Consider the following 19947-nt stretch of genomic DNA (forward strand, 5'->3'; position numbering starts at 1 on the left):
TCCCCCTGGCAGTCGGCGTGTGGCCCGTCGATTACACCACCGACTCCGGCCCCTGCCTACCCGCCGGAACGCGGGCCGCGCGCCGCAGCCGCGGGCCCCAGAACAGCAGCCCGAAGTGCGCGGCGAAGGCGTGCCCGAGCAGCGTGACGACCGCGTCGAGCTGCCCCGGGTCGTCGGAGAGCCAGATCACCGCGATGAACCCTTCCACCGCCGCGAGCGCCGCGAGCCGCGCGCGGCCGCGCAGCAGGAACACGAGCGCGCCGGCGGTGGTGAAGAAGCCGTAGCTGACGCCGATGTCGAGCCAGTGCCCGGCCGAGTTCGGCAGCACGTGCGCACTGATCAGGGCCATCACCGGCAGCTCGGTGACGAGCGTGGCCAGCACGTGGCCGGAGAAGAACACGGTCACCGCGCGGCGGGCGCCGAACCGGCGTTCCAGTGGCGCGACGGCGATCGCGAAGATGAGGACGTAGACGAGCCAGCCCTCGTCCGCGAGCCAGAGGGCGCTGGTCACCAGCGAGGTCAGCGGCCGCCGCCAGAGGTTGTGGGCGTCCGTGCTGGACAGCCGGAGGAGGCGGTCGGTGAGGTCCGCGTCGGCGAACCTGAGCAGCAGCGTCGTGCCGAGCAGGACGACCAGGTAGCCGAACGTGAAGGGCGTCGTCTTCGGGGCCGGGACGAACCGGGCGAAGTCCCGCCAGGTGCGCGAAGGCGAAACGACGACCTCGTCGATCGGCTGTCCCGCCTTGAGCAGCATGGCTTCAGCTTCGCCGGGCATGCTGGGAGTCTCCCGAATGTCGGCTGTGAATCCGCTGTGGAATGTCACCCACAGTCAGTTTGCTTGTTACGTGACGAATTTTTGCTCAAAACTCACCCGTTCGGGTGCTATGTGCGGTAAAAAGACGGCCACGATGTCGGCCGAAAGGCCTCTCGGGAAGGTCTGTCGGGGTGAACGACGAGGTATCGGTCGCCGAGCTGCTCGTGCGCGAGGGCTGGGGTGAGCGGGCGGAAGCGGGCCAGTCGCGGTGGCGGGTGCTCGCGGTGATGCTCGCCGTCGTCATCGGCTGCGGTGCCGCCGCGGTGCTGGTCGGGCTCAGCGGCAAGGGCACCCCGGACGCGTCCCCGGTCGACCAGATGCAGGTCATCCCGTTCCCGCAGCGCACCACCGGGCTGGGCGGCGCCGACCAGGCCACGGACTCGCCGCCCGAAGGCGGCACCGGCGGCGGTGACGTCGTCCCGGGCTCCGGCGTGCCGCGTGAGACCGTCACCGAGGTGCCGGGCACCACGCCGACGTCCGAGACGAGCAGCAGCGAGACGTCGACGACCACCACGCCGACCAGCGGCGGCGACCCGGGGACGTCGGTCACCCCGACGACGACTCCGCCCGGCGGTCACCACCCCACGACGACCCCGGCGCCGCCGCGGCCGTCGTGCCTGCTGATCATCTGCTGGTGATCAGGCCAGCTTCTCGGCCAGGTCGCTGAAGTCCGAGGTGTTCCAGCGCTCCGGGCGCATCACGATCGCGATGTTCTGCCCGTGGGTGTCGTCGGTCGCGTCCGTGTAGGCCTCGCTCACGCCCGGCGGCAGGTAGCGCGCCGCCATCTCGTGCCGCTCCGCCTTGGTCATCGGCCACGTCTTCACGACCGGGCCCTCGACCGAGACGTACTTGTAGACGCCGTCCTGCTGCTGGACGCACAGCGCGAACCTGCCGGCCTCCTCGATCAGCCGGGTCTTGCGCAGGCCGGGTGAGGTCATCACGACGACGTCGCCGCCCGGCTCGTAGCGGTACCAGATCGGCGTGGTCAGCGGGGCCCGGCCGGGCTCGGCCGTGACGCTGAGGACGCCGACCTGCGGCTGGGCGAGGAACGCTTCGCGCTCTTGCTTGGTCATCTTGCGGGCCATCTCGGGCTCCTTAAAGCCGTCTCGTTTGCTTTAACGATAGCCACGGGCGACGCGCAAAAGCAAGCACGTTTGCTTTAAGGTGAGGGCATGACCCGACCCGGTGGCCGCAGCGCGCGTGTCCGAGACGCGGTGCACGACGCCGTCGTCGAGCTGCTCGCCGCGGGCGAGATCGACGCGACCGTCCCGCGGATCGCCGAACGCGCGGGGGTCAACCCGACCAGCATCTACCGGCGCTGGGGCGGCCGCGACCACCTGCTGCTCGACGCCGCGGTGACACGGCTGCGCGCGACGTCGCCGATCCCCGACACGGGCTCGCTGCGCGGCGACCTGCTCGGCTGGGCCGAAGGCGTCGAACGTGCGATGCGCGACCCGCGCGGCCAGATCCTGCTCCGCGCGCTCGTCGCGACCCTCAGCCCGGGCGAGAAACCGCTCGAGTACCTGCAGGCGCGCGGCCAGGACCTGCAGGTGACGATCGACCGGGCCGCGGCACGCGGTGAGCCCGTGCCGTCGGTCGACGAGGTGCTCGACTTCGTCCTGGCCCCGCTCTACCTGCGGGTGCTGTTCCGGCGCCCGGTCGAGCCGGGCACGGGCGGCCGGCTCGTCGAACGGCTGCTCAGGTCCCTGCCGGCTCCTCGCGCCGGCCGAGGTGGTTGAACAGCAGGTTCAGCACGAACGCCAGCACCGCCGCCACCGTGATCGAACTGCCGCAGATCGTCTGCAGCCACGCCGGGAAGTGCTGGAAGATCTTCGGCGCGAACGCCGGCAGCAGGCCGACGCCGAGGGCGACCGCGACGATGAACGTGTTGTGGTTGCCGGAAAACTCGACCGTGCGAAGGTTCTGCGCGCCGACCGCGGCGACCATCGCGAACATCACCACCGCGACCCCGCCGACCACCGGCTGCGGGATCGCCGCGATGAACGCGCCGATCTTCGGCACCAGCCCCATCAGCACGAGGATCCCGCCGGTCACCGCGACCACCCAGCGGCTGCGCACCCCGGTCATCCGCACCAGGCCGACGTTCTGCGCGAAAGCCGTGTCGGGGAAGGAGTTCATCACGCCGCCGAGGACCGCGGAGAAGCCGTCGGTGGCCAGGCCGCGCGCGAGGTCGGCGTCCGTCGGCGGGCGCCCGGTGATCTCGCCGACGGCGATCATGTCGGCCGTCGACTCGGTGAACGTCACGAGCATGACCACGCACATCGACAGGACCGCGGCGACCGGGAACGTCGGCGCGCCGAAGTGGAACGGCGACGCGAGCCCGAACCAGCTCGCCGCACCGAGGCCGTCCCAGTGCACGAGCCCCATCGGGATCGCGACCACCAGGCCGATCGCGAGGGCGAGCAGCGGCCCGATCTGGTTGGCGAACCCGCGCAGCACGCGCGTGAACAGGATCAGCAGGGCGAGGACGCCGAACGCGAGCAGGATGTGCGACAGGGCCGCGTAGTCCGGCGCCGCCGGGTCGTTGCCCGCGATCAGGCCCGCGCCCGGCCCGAGCAGCGAGACGCCGATGACGAGCAGCAGCGTGCCGGTGACCAGCGGCGGGAAGAACCGGATCAGCTTCGCGAAGGGCCTGGCGATGAGCAGCCCGAACACGCCGGACGCCAGCATCGCGCCGTAGACCGCGGTCAGGCCGTACTGGGACGCGATCAGGATCATCGGGTTGACCACGCTGAACGTCGCGCCCGCGACCACCGGCAGCCGGATGCCGAGGAGCCTCCCGATGCCGACCGCCTGGATCAGCGTGGCGACGCCCGCGACGAGCAGGTCCGCGTTGACCAGCAGCCCGATCGTCGCCGTGTCGAGCTTCAACGCGCTGCCGACGATCAGCGGCACCGCGACCGAACCGGCGTACATGATCGACATGTGCTGCAGGCCGAGCAGCGCCAGCCGGCCGGCGGGCAGGCCCTGGTCGACCGGGTGCACCGCGGGTTTCGTCATGGTCAGGCCCCTTTCACCGCGGCACAGCCAACGCGGTGCGCGTGACGGTAGCAAGACCCGGGCGTCATGATCTTGTTTCGGGGGGCGGCGGAACGGTCCCGGATGTGTGACCATCGGTGCATGACTTCGGGCGGCATTCCCCAGGTGGGCCCGCCGTTTCGCGCCGATCACGTCGGGAGCCTCCTGCGGCCCCCGGTGCTGCGCGACGCGCGACGGCGGCACGAAAGCGGCGAGATCGGCGCGGAGCAGCTCCGCGCGGTCGAGGACGACGCGATCCGCGACGTCATCAAGATGCAGCGGGCGGCCGGGCTGAGCTCGGCCACCGACGGCGAGTTCCGGCGCGCTTCGTGGCACATGGACTTCATCTACTCGCTCGGCGGGGTCTCGAAGAGCGACGAGCGGCTGCACGTCAAGTTCCACAACCTCGCGGGCGACCTCGAGTTCAGCCCGCCGGGCCTGCAGGTCGACGGCAAGGTGCGGCTCGACGAGCCGATCTTCGCCTCGCACTTCGAGTTCCTGAAGTCCCATGTGGACGAAGGCGTGACGCCGAAGCTGACCATCCCGTCGCCGAGCATGGTCTACTACCGCGGCGGCCGGGCGGCGGTCAGCGAGAGCGTCTACCCGGACCTCGAGGAGTTCTACGCCGACCTGAGCGCGGCGTATGCGGCGCAGGTCGCCGCGGTGCACGACCTCGGCTGCCGCTACCTCCAGCTCGACGACACCAGCCTCGCCTACCTGAACGACCCGGCGCAGCGGGAGCTCGTCGCGCGGATGGGCGGCGACCCGGACCGCCAGCACCTGCGCAACATCGCGACGATGAACGCGGCGCTCGCCGGCCGTCCCGAGGACCTCACGGTGACGACCCACCTGTGCCGCGGCAACTTCCGGTCGTCGTGGGTCGCTTCCGGCAGCTACGAGTTCGTCGCCGAAGCGCTCTTCGGCGACCTGGCCGTCGACGGGTTCTTCCTCGAGTTCGACGACGACCGCTCCGGTGGCTTCGAGCCGCTGCGGTTCGTGCCGAAGCACAAGAAGGTCGTGCTCGGCCTGGTCACCACCAAGCGGCCGGAGCTCGAGGACCCGGACGTCCTGGTGCGCCGGATCGAAGAGGCGTCGCAGTACGTCGACGTCGACCAGCTCTGCCTTTCGCCGCAGTGCGGATTCTCCTCGACCGAGGAGGGCAACGACCTGACCCCGGACGACCAGCTGCGCAAGCTCGAGCTGATCGTGGCGACGGCCGACCGCGTCTGGGGCGGCCACTGATGATCACGTGCGTCGTCGACTACGTCATCGACCCCGCCAAGCTCCCCGACTTCGAACGCTTCGCCGCCGCGTGGATGCGGTTGGTGCAGCGCGAAGGCGGTGTCCACCACGGCTACTTCCTGCCGGCGGAGGGGGCGAGCGACGAAGCCCGGGCGCTGTTCAGCTTCGAAAGCCTGGCCGCGTACGAGAAGTACCGGACGCTGTTCGGCGTCGACCCGGACTTCATCGAAGCCGACAAGATCCGCGACGAAAGCGGCTGCGTGCTCCGGTACCGGCGGACGTTCATGCGGCCGCTGCTGCCGGACGACGATCTGTGAGACACAGCGCGAAGCGGCCGCCGTCGGTCGTGGACCGCGTCCTCGACCTCCTGGGCGCGTTCACGGCCGAGCGGCCGCGGCTGACGCTGTCCGAGCTCAGCCGCCGCGTCGGGCTGCCGCTTTCGACGACCCACCGGATCGCCGGGGAGCTGACCAGGCGCGGCGCGCTCGTGCGCGACGAAGCGGGCGTGTACCGCGTCGGGCTGTGGCTGTGGGAAGTCGCCTCGCTCGCGCCGCACGGCGCGGAGCTGCGCGAGAGCGCGATGCCGTTCCTGGAGGACCTTTACGAGGCCACGCACCAGAACGTGCAGCTCGCGGTGCTCGACGGCCCGGAGGTCGTGTACGTCGAGCGCATCTCCGGCCGCGGCGCGGTCAACGTCGTGACGCGCGTCGGCGGCCGGCTGCCCGCGCACGCGACCGGCGTCGGCCAGGTGCTGCTCGCGCACGCGCCGCCCGAGGTCCAGGAGGAAGTCCTCGGAGGCCCCCTCAAGACGTTCACGCCGAAGACGATCGGCTCGGCCGGGCAGCTCCGGCGGGTGCTGGCCGACGTCCGCCGCGACGGCTACGCGATCAGCGACGGCCAGATCGAGCTGATCGCCCTCTCGGTGGCGGCGCCGGTCCACGACTCGACGGACGAGGTCGTCGCGGCGATCTCCGTGGTCGTCCCGGCGGAGGGCACCGACCCGCGGACGCTGGTCCCGGCGGTCCGCGCCGCGGCACGCGGGATCTCGCGGGTGCTCGGCGCACCGCGGGCCCTGCGCTCCTCGGGCGACGCCTCGACGGCTTGAGGGTCTTGTGATCGGATGGCGGGTATGGGTGCACAGAACACGGTTCTCGTCGTCGGGGCGGGGCAAAGCGGGTTCCAGGCCGTAGCGTCGTTGCGGGACCGCGGCTTCGCCGGCCGGCTGGTGCTGATCGGGGACGAGCCGGGCGTGCCGTACCAGCGGCCGCCGCTGTCGAAGGCCTACCTGGCCGGTACCGCCGGGGTCGCGCAGCTGCACCTGCGCGGGGAGGACTTCTTCGCCGAGAAGGACATCGAGCTGGTCGCCGGCCGGGTCGCGTCGATCGATCGCGCGGCCTCGCGAGTGCGGCTCGAAGACGGCACCGAACTGGCCTACGACCACCTCGTCCTGGCGACCGGTTCGCGCAACCGGACGCTGCCCGTGCCCGGCGCGGACCTGCCGGGCGTGCTGACCCTGCGCACGCGTGACGACGCCGACCGGCTCCGGGAGTCCCTGGCCTCCGCTTCGGACGTCGTCGTGGTCGGCGGCGGCTTCATCGGACTGGAGTTCGCCTCGCACGCCGGGCGTCCGGTGACGGTCGTCGAGGCGCAGGACCGGCTGCTCAACCGCGTCGCGACGCCCGAGATCTCCGCCTACTTCGCCGACCTGCACCGCGATGCCGGGCACAAGGTCCTGCTGGGCCAGGGCGTCTCGGCGCTGCACGGTGACTCACGGGTGCGGGAAGTCGAGCTGTCCGACGGCACCCGGCTGCCCGCCGACCTGGTCGTCGTCGCCGTCGGCGTCGTGCCGGAGACGACGCTCGCCGCGGACGCCGGCCTCCCCGTGGACAACGGCGTGGTCGTCGACGCGCACCTGCGGACCGCGGACGACCGGATCTTCGCGATCGGCGACTGCGCGAACTTCCCGTGCGTGCAGGCGGGGGCCGCGACCCGGCTGGAGTCCGTGCAGAACGCCGTCGACCAGGCCCGGTGCGTGGCCGCGGCGATCACCGGCACCGAGGAGCCCTACGCGAGCCTGCCGTGGTTCTGGACCGACCAGTCCGGCGCGAAGCTGCAGATCGCCGGGATCCTTGCGGGTGCCGACCGGACCGTCGTCGCCGGTGACCAGGCGGCGGGCAAGTTCTCCGTGCTGTCCTTCCGCGACGACGTCCTCATCGCGGTCGAGTCGGTGAACCGGCCGGCCGACCACATCGCCGCGCGGCGGCTGTTCACGGCCGATCCGCACCCGCGGTACGCGGACCTCGAAGCGAGCGACTTCAACCTGAAGGGACACCTATCGTCAACTCGTGGTTGACGACCAAGGATCGTCAACCTACAGTTGACGGCATGGACCTTCCTGCGAACGTCAAACTCGACGACCTCATCAGCGCGATCAAGAGCAACAACGACAAGGACGCCCTCGCCCAGCTGTCCGACGCCGTCTACATGGGCGAGCACCTGGGCGAGGTGGCCGACCACCTGATCGGCCACTTCGTCGACCAGGCCCGCCGCTCCGGTGCCTCCTGGACGGAGATCGGCCAGAGCATGGGCGTCACCAAACAGGCCGCGCAGAAGCGGTTCGTGCCGAAGGTCGACCCCGGCGGCGACCCGAGCGGGACCATCGAACGCGTCTACGGCCGCTACACCGACCGGGCCCGGCACGTCGTGGTCGAGGCGCAGAAGGCGGCGGCCGAGCACGGCAGCCCCGGCATCGACACCGTGCACATCGTGCTGGGCCTGCTCACCGAACCCGCGGCCCTCGCGGCGGGCGCGATCATGGCCCAGGGCGTCTCGCTCGACGCCGTGCGGGAGGCCGCCGAGGCGCGGCTGCCCGAGGCGGTCGTCCCGGCGCCGGACCCGATGCCCTTCACCGGCACCGCGAAGAAGACCCTCGAGCTGACCCTGCGCGAGGGCCTGCGGCTCGGGCACAACTACATCGGCACCGAGCACATCCTGCTGGCAGTGCTGGAACAACGCGAAGGCGCCGGGTTCGAGGTGCTCGACGGCCTGGGCGTCAAGAAGGACCGGGCCGAGGCCAAGATCCAGGAGGTGCTGGCGGAAATCCTCGCCGCCCGGGGATGAGGGTGCTGCTGGCCGCGGCGCTCCTGGCCGTGGTGCTGGTGACGCTGCTCTGATCGGGAAGGACCAGGGGGTCTCCCCGATCAGAGCAGCACAACACTCAGGCTTCGGATTCCGGGCGGCCGTCGGCGGCCCAGGCCGTGTGGAACGAGCCTTCGCGGTCCACGCGGCGGTAGGTGTGGGCGCCGAAGAAGTCCCGCTGGCCCTGCACGAGCGCGGCCGGGAGGCGGTCGGCGCGGAGGCCGTCGTAGTAGGCCAGCGCCGTCGAGAAGCCCGGCGTCGGGATGCCGAGCCGGACCGCCGTCGAGATGACCGACCGCCACGAGTCCTGCGCGTCCTCGACCGCCTTGCGGAAGCCGCCCGACGTCAGCAGGGTCGGCAGCGCGGGCTCGTCGGCGTAGGCCGAGGTGATGTCGTTGAGGAACTTCGCGCGGATGATGCAGCCGCCGCGCCAGATCGAGGCGACCTTGCCCAGGTCGATGTCCCAGCCGTACTCCGTCGCGCCGGCCTGGATCTGGTTGAAGCCCTGCGCGTACGCGACGACCTTCGACGCGTACAGCGCCTGCTCGACGTCGTCCGCGAATCGCTCCAGCGAGGATCCCGACAGCGGCGCCGCCGACGGCCCACCCAGGCCGCGGGCCGCCGCGCGCAGCGGCTTCGACCCGGACAGCGAACGCGCGAAGACGGCTTCGGCGATGCCCGAGATCGGGACGCCGAGGTCGAGGCCGATCTGCACCGTCCAGCGGCCGGTGCCCTTCTGCTCGGCGGCGTCCTCGACGACGTCGACGAACGGCTTGCCGGTCGCCTTGTCGACGTGCGCCAGCACCTCGGCGGTGATCTCGATCAGGTAGGAGTCGAGCCGGCCGGTGTTCCACGTGCGGAACACGTCGGCGATCTCGGCGGGGGCGTAGCCGCCCGCGTGGCGCAGCAGGTCGAACGACTCCGCGATCAGCTGCATGTCGGCGTACTCGATGCCGTTGTGCACCATCTTGACGAAGTGGCCGGCGCCGTCCGCGCCGATGTGCGTGCAGCACGGCTCGCCGTCGACCTTCGCCGAGATGTCCTCGAACAGCGGGCCGAGCGACTCGTACGACTCCTTCGAGCCGCCGGGCATGATGCTCGGCCCGTGCAGGGCGCCTTCTTCTCCGCCGGAGACGCCACTGCCGACGAAGTGCAGGCCACGCTCGCGCAGCGCCTTCTCGCGGCGGCGCGTGTCGGCGAAGTGCGCGTTGCCGGCGTCGATGATCACGTCGCCCTCTTCGAGCAGCGGCGCGAACTCCTCGATGACGGCGTCCGTCGGGTCACCCGCCTTGACCATGATCACGACCTGCCGGGGCCGCTCCAGCGCGTCGACGAACGCCTGCGCCGAGTACGCCGGGATGAAGTCGCCCTCGTCGCCGAACTGCTCCACCAGCGCGCGGGTCCGCTCCTCGGACCGGTTGTGCAGGGCCACCGTGTGCCCGTGCCGCGCCAGGTTGCGGGCCAGGTTGCGGCCCATGACCGCCAGCCCGGTGACCCCGATGCTCGCCTTCTTGCTCATCCGCATCCTTCCGAAGACTCTCTCGATTCAGACAGTAGTCCCACGGCGAGCGGGTGCCGCAAGTTCAGGAGAAGCAGCGGATCGGGCCGCGGTTGATCGCGACCATGTCCAGCACGGCCGCGGCGAGGTCGATCGGCGCGCCCCACCCGGCGCCGTCCAGCTCGGCGTACGCGCGGTGCAGGTTGCCCGGCAGCCGCTCCTGCTCGGTCATCGACGCGAACTCGCCGAGGTCCGTCTCCTTCGCCTGCTCGAGCGGCGACCGGCCGGCGGCCTTCCCGCGCTTCGCCGTCTCCTGCACGAAGGCCAGGTACCGGTCGACGGTCTCCACCACGTCGAGCCCGCACGGACCACCGTGCCCGGGCAGGATCACGTCCGGCTGGAGTTCGCGGATGACGTCCAGCCCGGCGCGCCAGCCGGCCACCGAGCCCATCAGCGCGAACGGGCTGCCGCCGTTGAACACCAGGTCGCCGGCGTACAGCACGCGCTGCTCGGGCAGCCAGACCAGGACGTCGTTGGTGGTGTGGGCCGCGTGGCCGGGGTGGATCAGCTCGAGGGTGACGTCGCCGGCGTGCACGGTCAGCCGGTCGTCGAACACGACCTCCGGCGGCCGCGACCGCAGCTCGCCCCACTCGCTGCCGGTGAAGACGCCTTCGTAGGTCTGGATGCCCTCGGCGACCATCAGCTCCCGCGTCTTGCGGTGGCCGATCACGGTCGCGCCGGCGACGAGGTAGTTGCCGTTGGTGTGGTCGCCGTGGTGGTGGGTGTTCACCAGGGTCGTCACCGGGCTCCCGGTGGCGGCCTCGACGGCGTCGAGCAGCGCGCGCGTGCGGCGCTCGGTCGAGCACGTGTCGATGAGGACGGTGTGGTCGCCGGCGTCGACGAACCCGCAGTTGTTGATGTACCAGGAGCCGTCCGGCTGGACGTACGCCTGGGCCTGGTCGGCCAGCCGGGTGACGGCGGCGGCGGAGGGCGAGCGATCGGTCACGCGCCCCACTATGCCCTCCTCCGCTGCCCGCCGGTTGGCCGAAAGGTCACGAATCCGCTGGTCCAGGCGAGTGAAGACCGCAGTGACTGGCATTCCGCGACATTTCCTGGAACGCTGCGCGATGTCATCATCGAGATCCGCAAGGTGAAGCACTAACCTGGGTGGGTTCGATAGTTCGCGTGCGACGGCGGCCGGTGGCCGCCGTTGCTTGGTAGTGGTCCGGGAGAGCAGGGCGATGGCCAGCACCGTCACCTCGCGCCGGAAGCAGCTCGGGAACGAGCTCCGGCACGCTCGGACCGCGGCGCGGATGACGCAGCAGCAGGTCGCCGAAGTCCTCGGCTGCACCCAGGGCAAGGTCAACAAGATCGAGTCCGGTGCCGTCGGGGTGAAGCTCGGGGATGTGCGATCGATGCTGAACGCGTTCGGGATCAACGGCGAAGAGGCCGACACGCTGATGAACCTGGCGCGCGCCGCCGCCGGGCAGCGCGGCCACTGGTCCGGCTACCGCTCGGTGGTGCCGCACTGGTTCCGCACCTTCACCGACCTGGAACCCGCGGCCGCGGAGATCCTCACCTGGCACGGCGAGCGCATCCCGGGCCCGCTGCAGTCCGAGCACTACATGCTCAAGCAGTTCACCGAGGCCGGCGCGACGGACGTGACGTCCCTGGTGCGCAACCGGCTCGACCGCAAGGCCGTGTTCGAGCAGCAGCAGCCGCCCTACTACCGGTTCATCATCAGTGAAGGCGCGTTGCGCCGGGCGCCCGGCGGGTACGCGCCCGCGGTGATGCTGGACCAGGTCGAGCACCTGCTCTCGCTGGAGCGCCACCCCCGCGTCTACGTGCACGTGCTGCCCTTCGGCGCGCGGCTGGCCGCGGTGCCCAACGACTTCACGATCATGCGGTTCCCGGACCGCACCCGGGACTTCGTCTACATCGAGCACTCGGCCGGCGGGCTGTACCTCGACGACGTCAAGGACTTCAACATCTTCGTCGACTCGTGGGACCGGCTGCGGGGTGCGGCATTGGAGCGGCAAGAGACCCGCCAGTTCCTCAAGGAGCTTGCGGAGGGTTACCGCGGCCAGATGCAGCAGCTCCAATAGGGCGAACGGCGGCCCGAGGTGTCCCGGGCAGTGAACAACTTTCGGTAGAGTCGGTCTGTTGCGCTGGAATCCACCGGAAGTGAAGATCGTGGACCCCGACTTCCTCCCCGAAGCGGTCGACCTCGACCGGCCGAACGTGGCGAGGATCTACGACTGGGCGCTCGGCGGCACCGCGAACTGGGCCGTCGACCGCCAGTACGGCGAGCAGGCGGTGCAGGCCTTCCCGCTGGCGAAGACGCTCGCCCGGAGCAACCGCGACTTCCTCGGCCGGGCCGTGCGGTTCTGCGTTTCCCTGGGCATCACCCAGTTCCTGGACCTCGGTTCCGGCATCCCGACCGCCGGCAACGTGCACGAGGTCGCCGACGAGTACGCCGACGACAGCCGCTGCGTGTACGTCGACAACGAGCCGGTCGCCGTCGCACACGGGCGGATCCTGCTCGACGAGGAAGGCGACCCCGGGCGCCACGCCGTCCTGCACGCCGACCTGCGCGACGCCCGGGAGGTCTGGGACGCGGCGCTCGCCACCGGCGTCCTCGACCCCGACCGGCCGATCTGCCTGCTCAGCGTGGCCGTGCTGCACTTCCTGCCGGACATCACGGGCGTGCGCGAAGCGATCCGCGACTACCGGACGCTGCTGGCGCCCGGGTCGGCGTACGTCCTTTCGCACGCGACCGAGTCCGGCGTCGAGGGCGACGAGCTGGAGCAGATCCGGCGGCTCGTGAAGCTGTCCGAGCGGTCGAGCTCGCCGGCGGTTTCCCGGTCGCTCGACGAGATCGCCGCGTTCTTCGGTAACTTCGACGTCGTCGAGCCGGGGATCGTGCCTGTGGGAGAGTGGCGTCCCGAGCCCGGCGCCGCCACGGTCCCCCTCGCGAGCGTGGTCGGCGGTGTCGGCCGCAAGCCTGGAGGAAGCCCATGACCACGCAGGACCCCGAAGCCCCGGAAGGCGTCGACCTCGAACGCCCGAACGCCGCGCGCATCTACGACTGGTTCCTGGGCGGCGACGCCAACTGGGCCATCGACCGGCAGTTCGGCGAGCAGGCCGTCAAGACGTTCCCGATGATCAAGACCGTCGCGCGCGTCGGCCGTGACTTCCTCGGCCGCGGGGTCCGGTACCTGGCGCGCAACGGCATCGACCAGTTCCTCGACCTCGGCTCGGGCGTGCCGACGGTCGGCAACGTGCACGAGGTCGCGGCGTCGGTGAACCCGGACGCGCGGTGCGTGTACGTCGACAACGAACCGGTCGCCGTGGCGCACTCGCAGATCCTGCTGGAGAAGGAGGGCGTCGCCGACCGGCACGCGGTGCTGCAGGGCGACCTGCGCGACCCGGCCGACATCTGGAAGCGCGCCCTCGACACCGGCGTCCTCGACCCGAACCGGCCGATCGGGCTGATCATCGTCGGCGTCCTGTACTTCCTCGGCGAGGACGAGCCGGTGGCCCAGACCATCCAGAAGTACCTGTCGCTGCTGCCTTCCGGCTCGTACTTCCTGTCTTCCCACCTGACGAGCGACGGCCTGGAGAACATGGCCGACTCGGAGAGCCGCGAGTCGATCATGGCGCAGTACAACAAGTCGAGCACGCCGCTGCACCTGCGCTCGCGCGCGGAGTTCACGGAGTTCTTCGAGGGCCTGGAACTGGTCGAGCCCGGCATCGTCTACCTCCCGGAGTGGCACCCCGAGGAGATGGAGTCCAAGGCCACGAAGAAGCTCGCGAACGACCCGGCCTTCGTCGGCCACATCTGCGGCCTCGGCCGCAAACCGTGACGGCGGCTTACGACGCGGTCGCCGTCCAGTACGCGGAGTTCGTCCGCGGCATCTGGGACGGCGACCCGCTGGACCGGGCCGCGTGGACCGCGTTCGCGGACTTCGTGCGCGGCCACGGCCCGGTCGCCGATCTCGGCTGCGGACCCGGCCACCTGACGGCTCACCTCGTGAAGCTGGGCCTCGACGCGTTCGGCGTCGACGTGTCGCCGGAGATGGTTTCCCTGGCGCGCGCGGCGCTTCCGGACCTGCGGTTCGAAGTGGGTTCGATGGCGGCCCTGGACCTCCCCGACGCGTCGCTCGCCGGGATCCTGTCGTGGTATTCGGTGATCCACACACCACCGTCGGAGGTACCGGGGTACTTCGCCGAATTCACCCGGACGTTGGCGCCCGGCGGTCACGTTCTGTTGGGCTTCTTCGAAGCCGGCGACGGCCCGGTCTCGGAGTTCGACCACAAGGTCACGACGGCTTACCGGTGGCCTCTCGACGAACTGATGCGCATCGCGGCCTCGGCGGGGCTCGGCGAAGTGGGCCGGATGTACCGCGAGCCCGTCGAGGGGGAGCGCCCGTTCCGCCAAGGACGGCTGCTGCTGCGGAAACCGTAGCCCGACGCGGCGAGAGCCCCGGTCCCATCAGGGAACCGGGGCTCTTGTGGTGGTGGGGCAGTCAGGCGCTCAGACGCGCGAGCCGATCCGGCCGCGCAGCAACGGCGTCAGGTCGATCGCGGTCTCCAGCGGGCGGGTCGTGCGGACGCCGTCGGAGTAGTGCCGCAGCGGGAGGTCCTGGTCGGCGGCCCACGTCGTCGTCTTGCGCAGGGGCGCCTGGATCAGGCTGAAGCCGAAGCGGTTCCGCAGCTCGTTCCCGATTCCCCGGCGGCCACGGTGCTCTTCTTCCTCGCGGCGGAAGAGCGAGTTCAGCCGGACGGCCATCGTCTACACCCCCAGCTCTCGTCGCGGTGACCGGGCGGGTTCGCCGCCGGCCAGTCCGAGACAGGGTTCGCACGGCATGCCGGCCCCGGGGGCCAGCCATTCCACATCGGCACGGGTAAGCGCTTCCCCGCACTTGGTTCGGACCAGGTGGGTCGTGCTGCGGGCGGCGCCCAGTCCGAAGACGTGGACGACCCGGCGGGCCTCGCCGGCGGTTCCCTTGGCGAGCCTGCCCACGACGAGCGCGCTCGGTGGCGCGCTGTCCTCGACGATCACGCTGATCCTCCCCCATGAGGTCCTGCGGTGGTGGTTTTGTCGGTCGTCAGCCAGTGGCCTGCGTTCGGGGACCGCCCGTCGCATGCAGGCAGTCATTCACCGACACCAGCGCCCCGGCCGATGCGATTAATCCTACTCCTGGAATAATCTTCATGTCGAGGCCGGACCTAGTTGATCACCCGCTTGGCCGTGCGGCGTACTCCATTGAGACACTGAGTAGCCGGGAGCGGGTACTTTCGACCAGGTCACGGCCGCGCCCCCCATCGATCCTCGGAGGTACGACCCATGGCGGATTATCCGTCGTTCGCGGATTACGATCCGAACACGGCCGTGTCCCTGTTCGAAGAGGCTGCCTGGGAGAAGTCGTTCGCCAGCGAGCCCAACGGTGGGAGCTGCGTCGAGGTCAACCTCGGGCGCGAAGGTCTGATCGGCGTCCGCGACACCAAGCTCTCGACCAGCCCCGTTTTCGTGTTCGACACCGCCGAATGGGAAGCGTTCCTGGTCGCCGTGAAGGCCGGGCAGTTCGACCTGCCCGCCTGATCCCTCCCCCGTGGAGGTGATCATGATCACCCGTCCGTGTCCCTGAATGGTGAAGGCCCCCTTCCTGCTGTGAGGAAGGAGGCCTTCGCGACCGCCCGGATACGGCCGAGTGCCGAATGTGAGGGGAATCTCACCCGATTGCCGGAAGCTCACCCCCGCGCAGCCGGCCGCGGGTCCGCCGCCAGGCGATGACCACGAGCACGACGAGCCCGATCAACGGCAGCGTGCTGATCGCCCAGCTGAGCCCCATCGGTGGCCCCGGTTGTTCCAGCACCGGCAGCGCGTGCAGGTCGCCGGATCCGGTGCCCGCCGGGCCGTTGACGGTGAAGTGGAACGTCCATTCGCCCGGCCGTGGCATCGACCGGACGTCCAGGCCCCAGACGTCGCGCTTGCGCGGGTGCCGCACCAGCGGCTGCGTCCGGTTCTTGCCACCCTCCGGGTTGACCATCGTGAGCGTGCCGGACTTGTCCTCGATCCCGCCGTCGGGGATGAACGTGAAGTCCAGTGACTGCATGGCCTTCAGCGGCCAGGTGCTGAACCCGACCGTCAGCCCGTACGGCCCGGCCTGCACGTGCTCGGTGTGCACGATGTTGACCGGCTCGTAGGCGTTCGCCGGCGCCGCGGTCGCGAACAGCAGTCCGGCGACGGCGCCCAGTGCGACAAGTCCTTTACGCATCAGCGGTTTCCCCCTTCTTCGCGGGCGCCAGCAGGCAGAGCATCCCGCCGAACCGCCACCCGGCGAACCCGCCGAGCAGCCCGAACAGCCCGCTGAGCAGCGCGGTCGTCAGCAGGTACCACGACGGCGGCAGGTGCGCGCCGGAGTAGAGCAGGACGCGCTGCACCGGCAGGCTCAACCCGATCAGCACCCCGGCGATCCCGCCGACGGCCACGGACACCCGGCCCGCGCGCCACCCCCGGCGCCGGCCCGCGAGGTACCCCAGTTCCATCAGCGCGGCCACCGGCAGCAACGCCAGCGGCGTCAGCGACGGCATCTCCGGCACGCCGGAAATCGCGTCCCGCAGCGGAAGATCGACCAGGTCGGCGTACGCCTTCGCGGCCCACGGCGAGAACCACCAGAAGATCCCCTGCACGACCAGGACCAGTGCCGCGGTGCCGGCCGCGCCGCCCGGGCGCCGCAGGAACCCGGCGCCGACGGCGACCAGCAGCACCGCCACCATCGACGTTCCGATCGCCACGGCGTCGGCGTAGTCGTCCGGCACCTGCTGCAGGCCCAGGGCCAGCACCGGCCCGAACGTGAGCAGCACGGTCAGCGACGCCAGCGTGCCGAGCCGGCCCCAGCGGTACTCGCGCGCGGCCGCGAACACCGCGGTCGTGCCGATCAGCGACACCGTGATCGACAGCAGCAGCCCGATGTGCGGCGGCGAGTCGATGACCGCGTCGAAGCCGTAGAGCCCGTGCCACCACTGGTCCCACAGGCCGTACAGCAGGAACGTCGCCGCCCCGACGCCGGACACCAGGTAACCCAGCGGCGCCGCGAACGTCCTGCCGAACACGTTGACCACGCGCCCGCCGACCCGCGCGTCGATCGGTCGGCCCGCGCGCCGCGCCGCCGTCGTCAGCAGCACGACGGCGAGGCTCGCCAGGCCGACGACCGCGCTGCCCGCGTACAGGAACAAGTGCGGCAGCGTGAAGAACGTGTCCGGCCCGACGTCGCTGTGCCACTGGATGTCCCAGGTCAGCCCGACCAGCGACAGCAGCGACCCGCCGAGCACGACGTTCGCCGGCAGCAACCCCGTTCGCGCCTGTTTCGCCACCGAAGCCGTCCTGACCCCGGATGCGGTGAGATCCATTCCCCCGACCTCCTCCTTTACTTGACCAACAACGGAAAAACGACTTGCGCGGGCCCGCCGGGTCCGCGCAGGGACACCGTGATCTCCCACTGCCCGGCCATCGGCAGCCCGACGTCCGCCGCGCGGAAGCGCCCGGGCCCGTCCGGGGCCGCGGTCACCGGGGCGAACGCGTGCCCCATCTGCGCCATGACCGGCGCGACCGTGACGGCGTCGGGCGCGGGCCCGGTCACCGCCACCGCGAAGGTGTTGCCGCCGATGCGCGGCTCGTCCGCGGAGAACTGGACCGTGTACGGCCCGGAAACCGCTTGCTGCGTGGTGGCTTTCGCGCCTCCGCCGCCCCAGAGCAGCCAGGCGGCCCCGGTCGCGACGACCAGCGCGACCAGCGCGACCAGGACCGTCGGACGTCTCATCGGCCTGCTCCTGTCGTGGGGACGTCGAGCACGGCGGGGACGGTGAGCACGCGGTAGCCGCGCTCGGCCTGCAGCCAGACCCGGTACCGGCCGGGGGCGGCGAAGGTGTAGGTGAAGCTGACGTCGGGGCCATACGCGGCGACCGTCTCGTCGGGCCGGTCGACCTGCCCGGCGACCGGCGGGACCATGGCGTGGACGTGCGCCCACGTGGGTGCCTTCGCGGCGGACGCCCCGACCTCGCCGGTGATCGGCCCGGCGACGATGAGGTGACCCAGCATGCCCAGCCACGGCTGGAGGTCCTGCGTCGTGAAGTGCGCGGTGATCGTCGTCGGCGTGCCCGGGGTGACGCTCAGTTCCACCGGCGTGCCGTCGATCGTCCGCGGTCCGGCGCCGGGTGGTTCGGGCGCCGGGGCGGCCGGGCCCCGCAGGTCCACAGTGGACCGGGCCAGCTGGACCCCGCCACCGCGGCGGACGAGTTCCGCGGCGACGGCGTACGTGCCCGGTTCGGGATCCGCGACGCCGACGCGGTAGTCGCCGGGCGCGACGCGCACCGGGTGCAGGTGGCTCATCCGCCCGGACGGCGAGACGAGCACCAGGTGCACGAACGCGTTGTCGTGGACGAGCAGGTCGTCGACCGGCCGCCCGGTGGCGCCGTCGGTGAGGCGCAGCGCCAGTTCGCCGCCCTCCGCCCGCACGGCCAGGTTCACCGGTGGTCGCGAGTAGTCCACTGTGGACAACCGGGAACTGGCATACGGATCGGTGACGTTGTCGAACGTCGGGTCGAGCTGGCTGCCGGGCGCGGGCGGCGCGGGAGTGCTCGCCGACAGCAGGGCGCCGGTGACCGCGACGGCGATCGCCGCGACCACGCCGCCCGCCGGGATCAGCGCGAACGCGGTGCGTTTCGCGCGCATCGCCACCACGAGGGCGAGCAGCAGGAAGACGCCCGCCGCGACGAAACCGCCGTACGTCGCCTTTTCCCACGGCGGCACGACCCGCGCGGGCACGATGAACGGGATCGTCGCCGCGGGCCCGGTCCCGTCGCCCAGCGACAGCTCCCACGGACCCGGCTTGCCGACTTGGAGATTCCCCGGGTACACGCCCGGCGTGGCGCCGAGGACGACGTCGGCCCGCGACGTCACGACGCCTTCGGCCGCGACGGCCAGGTGCAGCGTGCCGGGCGCGGTGCCCTGGTGCGTCACGACGTCGACCCGCAGCGGCGACGGCGTGACGTCGACCCGGCGGATGATCACGGTCAGCTCGCGCGCGCCGAGTGTCTGCGCGACCTGGACGTCGGTGCCGGATGGTGCGCCGTCGGCGTACGCGGTCCCGCCGCCGGCCGCGATCCCCAGGACGGCCAGCAGCACCAGCAACGCGAATTTCGGTTTGGTCCCCATCGTGGGTCCGAACCTAGCCACGACCGCGGGTGGCGGGCGTCACGGCGGGGAGGGAACTCCGGTCCCCGGTGCGGGGGACCGGCGCCCCCGGGGATCTCAGGGGTCCAGGAACTTCCGCAGGTGGGAGACCACTTCTTCCGGCTGTTCTTCGGGCAGGAAGTGGCCGCACTCGGCGATTGCCCGGCCGGTGACGTCCGTGCCGTACTCCTGCCAGATTTCGAGCGTGGGCAGGGTGCCGAGCAGGCCGTTCGCGCCCCAGAGCGCGAGAAGTGGCTGGGTGACGCGCTTTCCGGCGGCGAAGTCGGCGTCGTCGAGTTCGGCGTCGTCCGGGAAGGAGGCGCGGTAGTCGTCGAAGCCCGCGCGGAGGGCGCCGGGCTGGGAGAACGCGCGGACGTACTCGGCGACGGCGTCCGGGGCGAGGCCGTGGCGCTGGTAGGTCCAGCGTTCGAAGAAGTAGCCCAGGTACGCGGCGATGTTCTGGCCCGCGAGGAGTTCGGGGAGGTCGGGCTGGAGGTGGAAGAGCCAGTGCCAGTAGGCCTTCGCGACGCCGGTGTCGAGGCGCTGCCACATCGCGCGGGTCGGGGCGATGTCCAGGACGGCGAGGCGCTCGACCTGGTCCGGGCGGTCGAGGGCCCAGCGGTGCGCGACGCGGCCGCCGCGGTCGTGGCCGACGACGGCCGTGCGGTCGAAGCCGAGGTGGTCGGCGAGTTTCGCGATGTCGGCGGCCATGGTGCGCTTGTCGTAGCCGGTCCGGGGTTTGTCGGTGCGGCCGTAGCCGCGCAGGTCGGGGGCGATGACGGTGTGCGTCTCGGCGAGCGGGCCGAGGACCTGGTGCCAGCAGTGCGACGTCTGTGGCCAGCCGTGCAGCAGGAACAGGGGCGGGCCGTCGCCGGCCTGGAGGTAGTGCATCCGGAGTCCGTCGACGGTGGCCATCTTCTCTAACCGGTTCATAAGGTTAGACGGTACCGCTGCTTCTAACTGTCTTCAAGGGTTAGAATG

Annotated in this window: 24 protein-coding genes; 12 read left to right on the forward strand and 12 right to left on the reverse strand. The window is 71.1% G+C overall.

Translation table 11 applies throughout. The features are described from left to right. Positions 1–31: 31 nt before the first annotated feature. A complete protein-coding gene (locus ACWEN0_RS11455; protein WP_451971841.1) occupies positions 32–772 on the reverse strand; it encodes a rhomboid-like protein in 741 nt (246 codons plus the stop codon). A 170-nt stretch (positions 773–942) separates the two neighbouring features. On the opposite strand from ACWEN0_RS11455, the gene ACWEN0_RS11460 reads away from it, so the two are divergent. Further along, the gene (locus ACWEN0_RS11460) at positions 943–1449 is read left to right on the forward strand and encodes a hypothetical protein (protein WP_451971844.1); all 507 of its coding nucleotides are present in this window, start codon (positions 943–945) and stop codon (positions 1447–1449) included. Here the strand turns inward: ACWEN0_RS11460 and ACWEN0_RS11465 are convergent, their stop codons facing one another. Further along, entirely contained in the window at positions 1450–1896 is a 447-nt protein-coding gene (locus ACWEN0_RS11465) for a pyridoxamine 5'-phosphate oxidase family protein (RefSeq protein ID WP_451971847.1), read from the reverse strand. It lies immediately after the preceding gene. 87 nt (positions 1897–1983) lie between these two features. On the opposite strand from ACWEN0_RS11465, the gene ACWEN0_RS11470 reads away from it, so the two are divergent. Further along, on the forward strand, positions 1984–2550 hold the full coding sequence (locus tag ACWEN0_RS11470) for a TetR/AcrR family transcriptional regulator (protein ID WP_451971850.1): 567 nt from the start codon (positions 1984–1986) through the stop codon (positions 2548–2550). Here the strand turns inward: ACWEN0_RS11470 and ACWEN0_RS11475 are convergent. After that, positions 2510–3832 (reverse strand): nucleobase:cation symporter-2 family protein, encoded by a 1323-nt coding sequence (locus ACWEN0_RS11475; protein WP_451971853.1) that lies wholly within the window; start codon positions 3830–3832, stop codon positions 2510–2512. The genes ACWEN0_RS11470 and ACWEN0_RS11475 overlap by 41 nt on opposite strands. Positions 3833–3952: 120 nt before the next feature. Between ACWEN0_RS11475 and ACWEN0_RS11480 the strand changes: the two genes are divergently transcribed. The 5 genes from ACWEN0_RS11480 to ACWEN0_RS11500 are packed head-to-tail and all read left to right on the forward strand — an operon-like array spanning position 3953 to position 8212. After that, positions 3953–5092, forward strand: coding sequence for a 5-methyltetrahydropteroyltriglutamate--homocysteine S-methyltransferase (locus ACWEN0_RS11480; protein WP_451971856.1), 1140 nt, complete (start codon positions 3953–3955; stop codon positions 5090–5092). Then, positions 5092–5409 carry an NIPSNAP family protein gene (locus ACWEN0_RS11485; protein WP_451971859.1) on the forward strand — a complete coding sequence of 106 codons (318 nt, stop codon included), beginning with the start codon at positions 5092–5094 and terminating at the stop codon, positions 5407–5409. The genes ACWEN0_RS11480 and ACWEN0_RS11485 overlap by 1 nt, the downstream gene beginning before the upstream one ends. Further along, the gene (locus ACWEN0_RS11490; RefSeq protein WP_451971862.1) at positions 5406–6197 is read left to right on the forward strand and encodes an IclR family transcriptional regulator; all 792 of its coding nucleotides are present in this window, start codon (positions 5406–5408) and stop codon (positions 6195–6197) included. The genes ACWEN0_RS11485 and ACWEN0_RS11490 overlap by 4 nt, the downstream gene beginning before the upstream one ends. Positions 6198–6221: 24 nt before the next feature. Continuing rightward, positions 6222–7445: an NAD(P)/FAD-dependent oxidoreductase gene (locus tag ACWEN0_RS11495; protein WP_451971865.1), complete on the forward strand. Its 1224-nt coding sequence runs from the start codon at positions 6222–6224 to the stop codon at positions 7443–7445. A 32-nt stretch (positions 7446–7477) separates the two neighbouring features. Then, positions 7478–8212, forward strand: a complete 735-nt coding sequence (locus ACWEN0_RS11500) for a Clp protease N-terminal domain-containing protein (protein ID WP_451971868.1) — start codon at positions 7478–7480, stop codon at positions 8210–8212. 97 nt (positions 8213–8309) lie between these two features. On the opposite strand, the gene gndA is transcribed toward ACWEN0_RS11500, so the two are convergent. Both gndA and ACWEN0_RS11510 read right to left on the reverse strand, forming a co-directional pair. Further along, entirely contained in the window at positions 8310–9749 is a 1440-nt protein-coding gene (gene gndA, locus ACWEN0_RS11505; protein ID WP_451971871.1) for an NADP-dependent phosphogluconate dehydrogenase, read from the reverse strand. A 64-nt stretch (positions 9750–9813) separates the two neighbouring features. Further along, a complete protein-coding gene (locus ACWEN0_RS11510) occupies positions 9814–10734 on the reverse strand; it encodes an MBL fold metallo-hydrolase (protein ID WP_451971873.1) in 921 nt (306 codons plus the stop codon). Between the two features lie 235 nt (positions 10735–10969). On the opposite strand from ACWEN0_RS11510, the gene ACWEN0_RS11515 reads away from it, so the two are divergent. The 4 genes from ACWEN0_RS11515 to ACWEN0_RS11530 all read left to right on the forward strand — a co-directional run bounded on the left by ACWEN0_RS11515 (position 10970) and on the right by ACWEN0_RS11530 (position 14196). Beyond that, entirely contained in the window at positions 10970–11833 is an 864-nt protein-coding gene (locus tag ACWEN0_RS11515; protein WP_155548665.1) for a helix-turn-helix domain-containing protein, read from the forward strand. 88 nt (positions 11834–11921) lie between these two features. Continuing rightward, positions 11922–12749 (forward strand): SAM-dependent methyltransferase, encoded by an 828-nt coding sequence (locus tag ACWEN0_RS11520; RefSeq protein WP_451971875.1) that lies wholly within the window; start codon positions 11922–11924, stop codon positions 12747–12749. Further along, a complete protein-coding gene (locus tag ACWEN0_RS11525) occupies positions 12746–13594 on the forward strand; it encodes an SAM-dependent methyltransferase (protein WP_451971878.1) in 849 nt (282 codons plus the stop codon). Before ACWEN0_RS11520 ends, ACWEN0_RS11525 begins: the two co-directional genes overlap by 4 nt. Beyond that, complete coding sequence (locus ACWEN0_RS11530; RefSeq protein WP_451971881.1) at positions 13591–14196, forward strand: class I SAM-dependent methyltransferase; 606 nt, start codon at positions 13591–13593, stop codon at positions 14194–14196. The genes ACWEN0_RS11525 and ACWEN0_RS11530 overlap by 4 nt, the downstream gene beginning before the upstream one ends. 69 nt (positions 14197–14265) lie before the next feature. Here ACWEN0_RS11530 and ACWEN0_RS11535 read toward each other — a convergent pair whose 3' ends face one another. Both ACWEN0_RS11535 and ACWEN0_RS11540 read right to left on the reverse strand, forming a co-directional pair. After that, the gene (locus ACWEN0_RS11535) at positions 14266–14520 is read right to left on the reverse strand and encodes a hypothetical protein (RefSeq protein WP_451971884.1); all 255 of its coding nucleotides are present in this window, start codon (positions 14518–14520) and stop codon (positions 14266–14268) included. Between the two features lie 3 nt (positions 14521–14523). Beyond that, the gene (locus ACWEN0_RS11540; RefSeq protein WP_451971887.1) at positions 14524–14793 is read right to left on the reverse strand and encodes a hypothetical protein; all 270 of its coding nucleotides are present in this window, start codon (positions 14791–14793) and stop codon (positions 14524–14526) included. Between the two features lie 285 nt (positions 14794–15078). Here ACWEN0_RS11540 and ACWEN0_RS11545 point away from each other — a divergent pair, with 285 nt between their 5' ends. Continuing rightward, positions 15079–15333 (forward strand): DUF397 domain-containing protein, encoded by a 255-nt coding sequence (locus tag ACWEN0_RS11545; protein ID WP_451971889.1) that lies wholly within the window; start codon positions 15079–15081, stop codon positions 15331–15333. A 130-nt stretch (positions 15334–15463) separates the two neighbouring features. On the opposite strand, the gene ACWEN0_RS11550 is transcribed toward ACWEN0_RS11545, so the two are convergent. From ACWEN0_RS11550 to ACWEN0_RS11570, 5 genes are all read right to left on the reverse strand, one after another. Continuing rightward, positions 15464–16009, reverse strand: a complete 546-nt coding sequence (locus tag ACWEN0_RS11550) for a hypothetical protein (RefSeq protein WP_451971892.1) — start codon at positions 16007–16009, stop codon at positions 15464–15466. Continuing rightward, complete coding sequence (locus ACWEN0_RS11555; protein WP_451971895.1) at positions 16002–17144, reverse strand: hypothetical protein; 1143 nt, start codon at positions 17142–17144, stop codon at positions 16002–16004. Before ACWEN0_RS11555 ends, ACWEN0_RS11550 begins: the two co-directional genes overlap by 8 nt. 17 nt (positions 17145–17161) lie before the next feature. Continuing rightward, a complete protein-coding gene (locus ACWEN0_RS11560) occupies positions 17162–17554 on the reverse strand; it encodes a FixH family protein (protein ID WP_451971898.1) in 393 nt (130 codons plus the stop codon). After that, positions 17551–18948 (reverse strand): hypothetical protein, encoded by a 1398-nt coding sequence (locus ACWEN0_RS11565; protein WP_451971901.1) that lies wholly within the window; start codon positions 18946–18948, stop codon positions 17551–17553. The genes ACWEN0_RS11560 and ACWEN0_RS11565 overlap by 4 nt, the downstream gene beginning before the upstream one ends. A gap of 96 nt (positions 18949–19044) precedes the next feature. Next, on the reverse strand, positions 19045–19899 hold the full coding sequence (locus tag ACWEN0_RS11570) for an alpha/beta fold hydrolase (RefSeq protein WP_451971903.1): 855 nt from the start codon (positions 19897–19899) through the stop codon (positions 19045–19047). Positions 19900–19947: the final 48 nt, after the last annotated feature.

The organism is Amycolatopsis sp. NPDC004378, assembly GCF_053602455.1.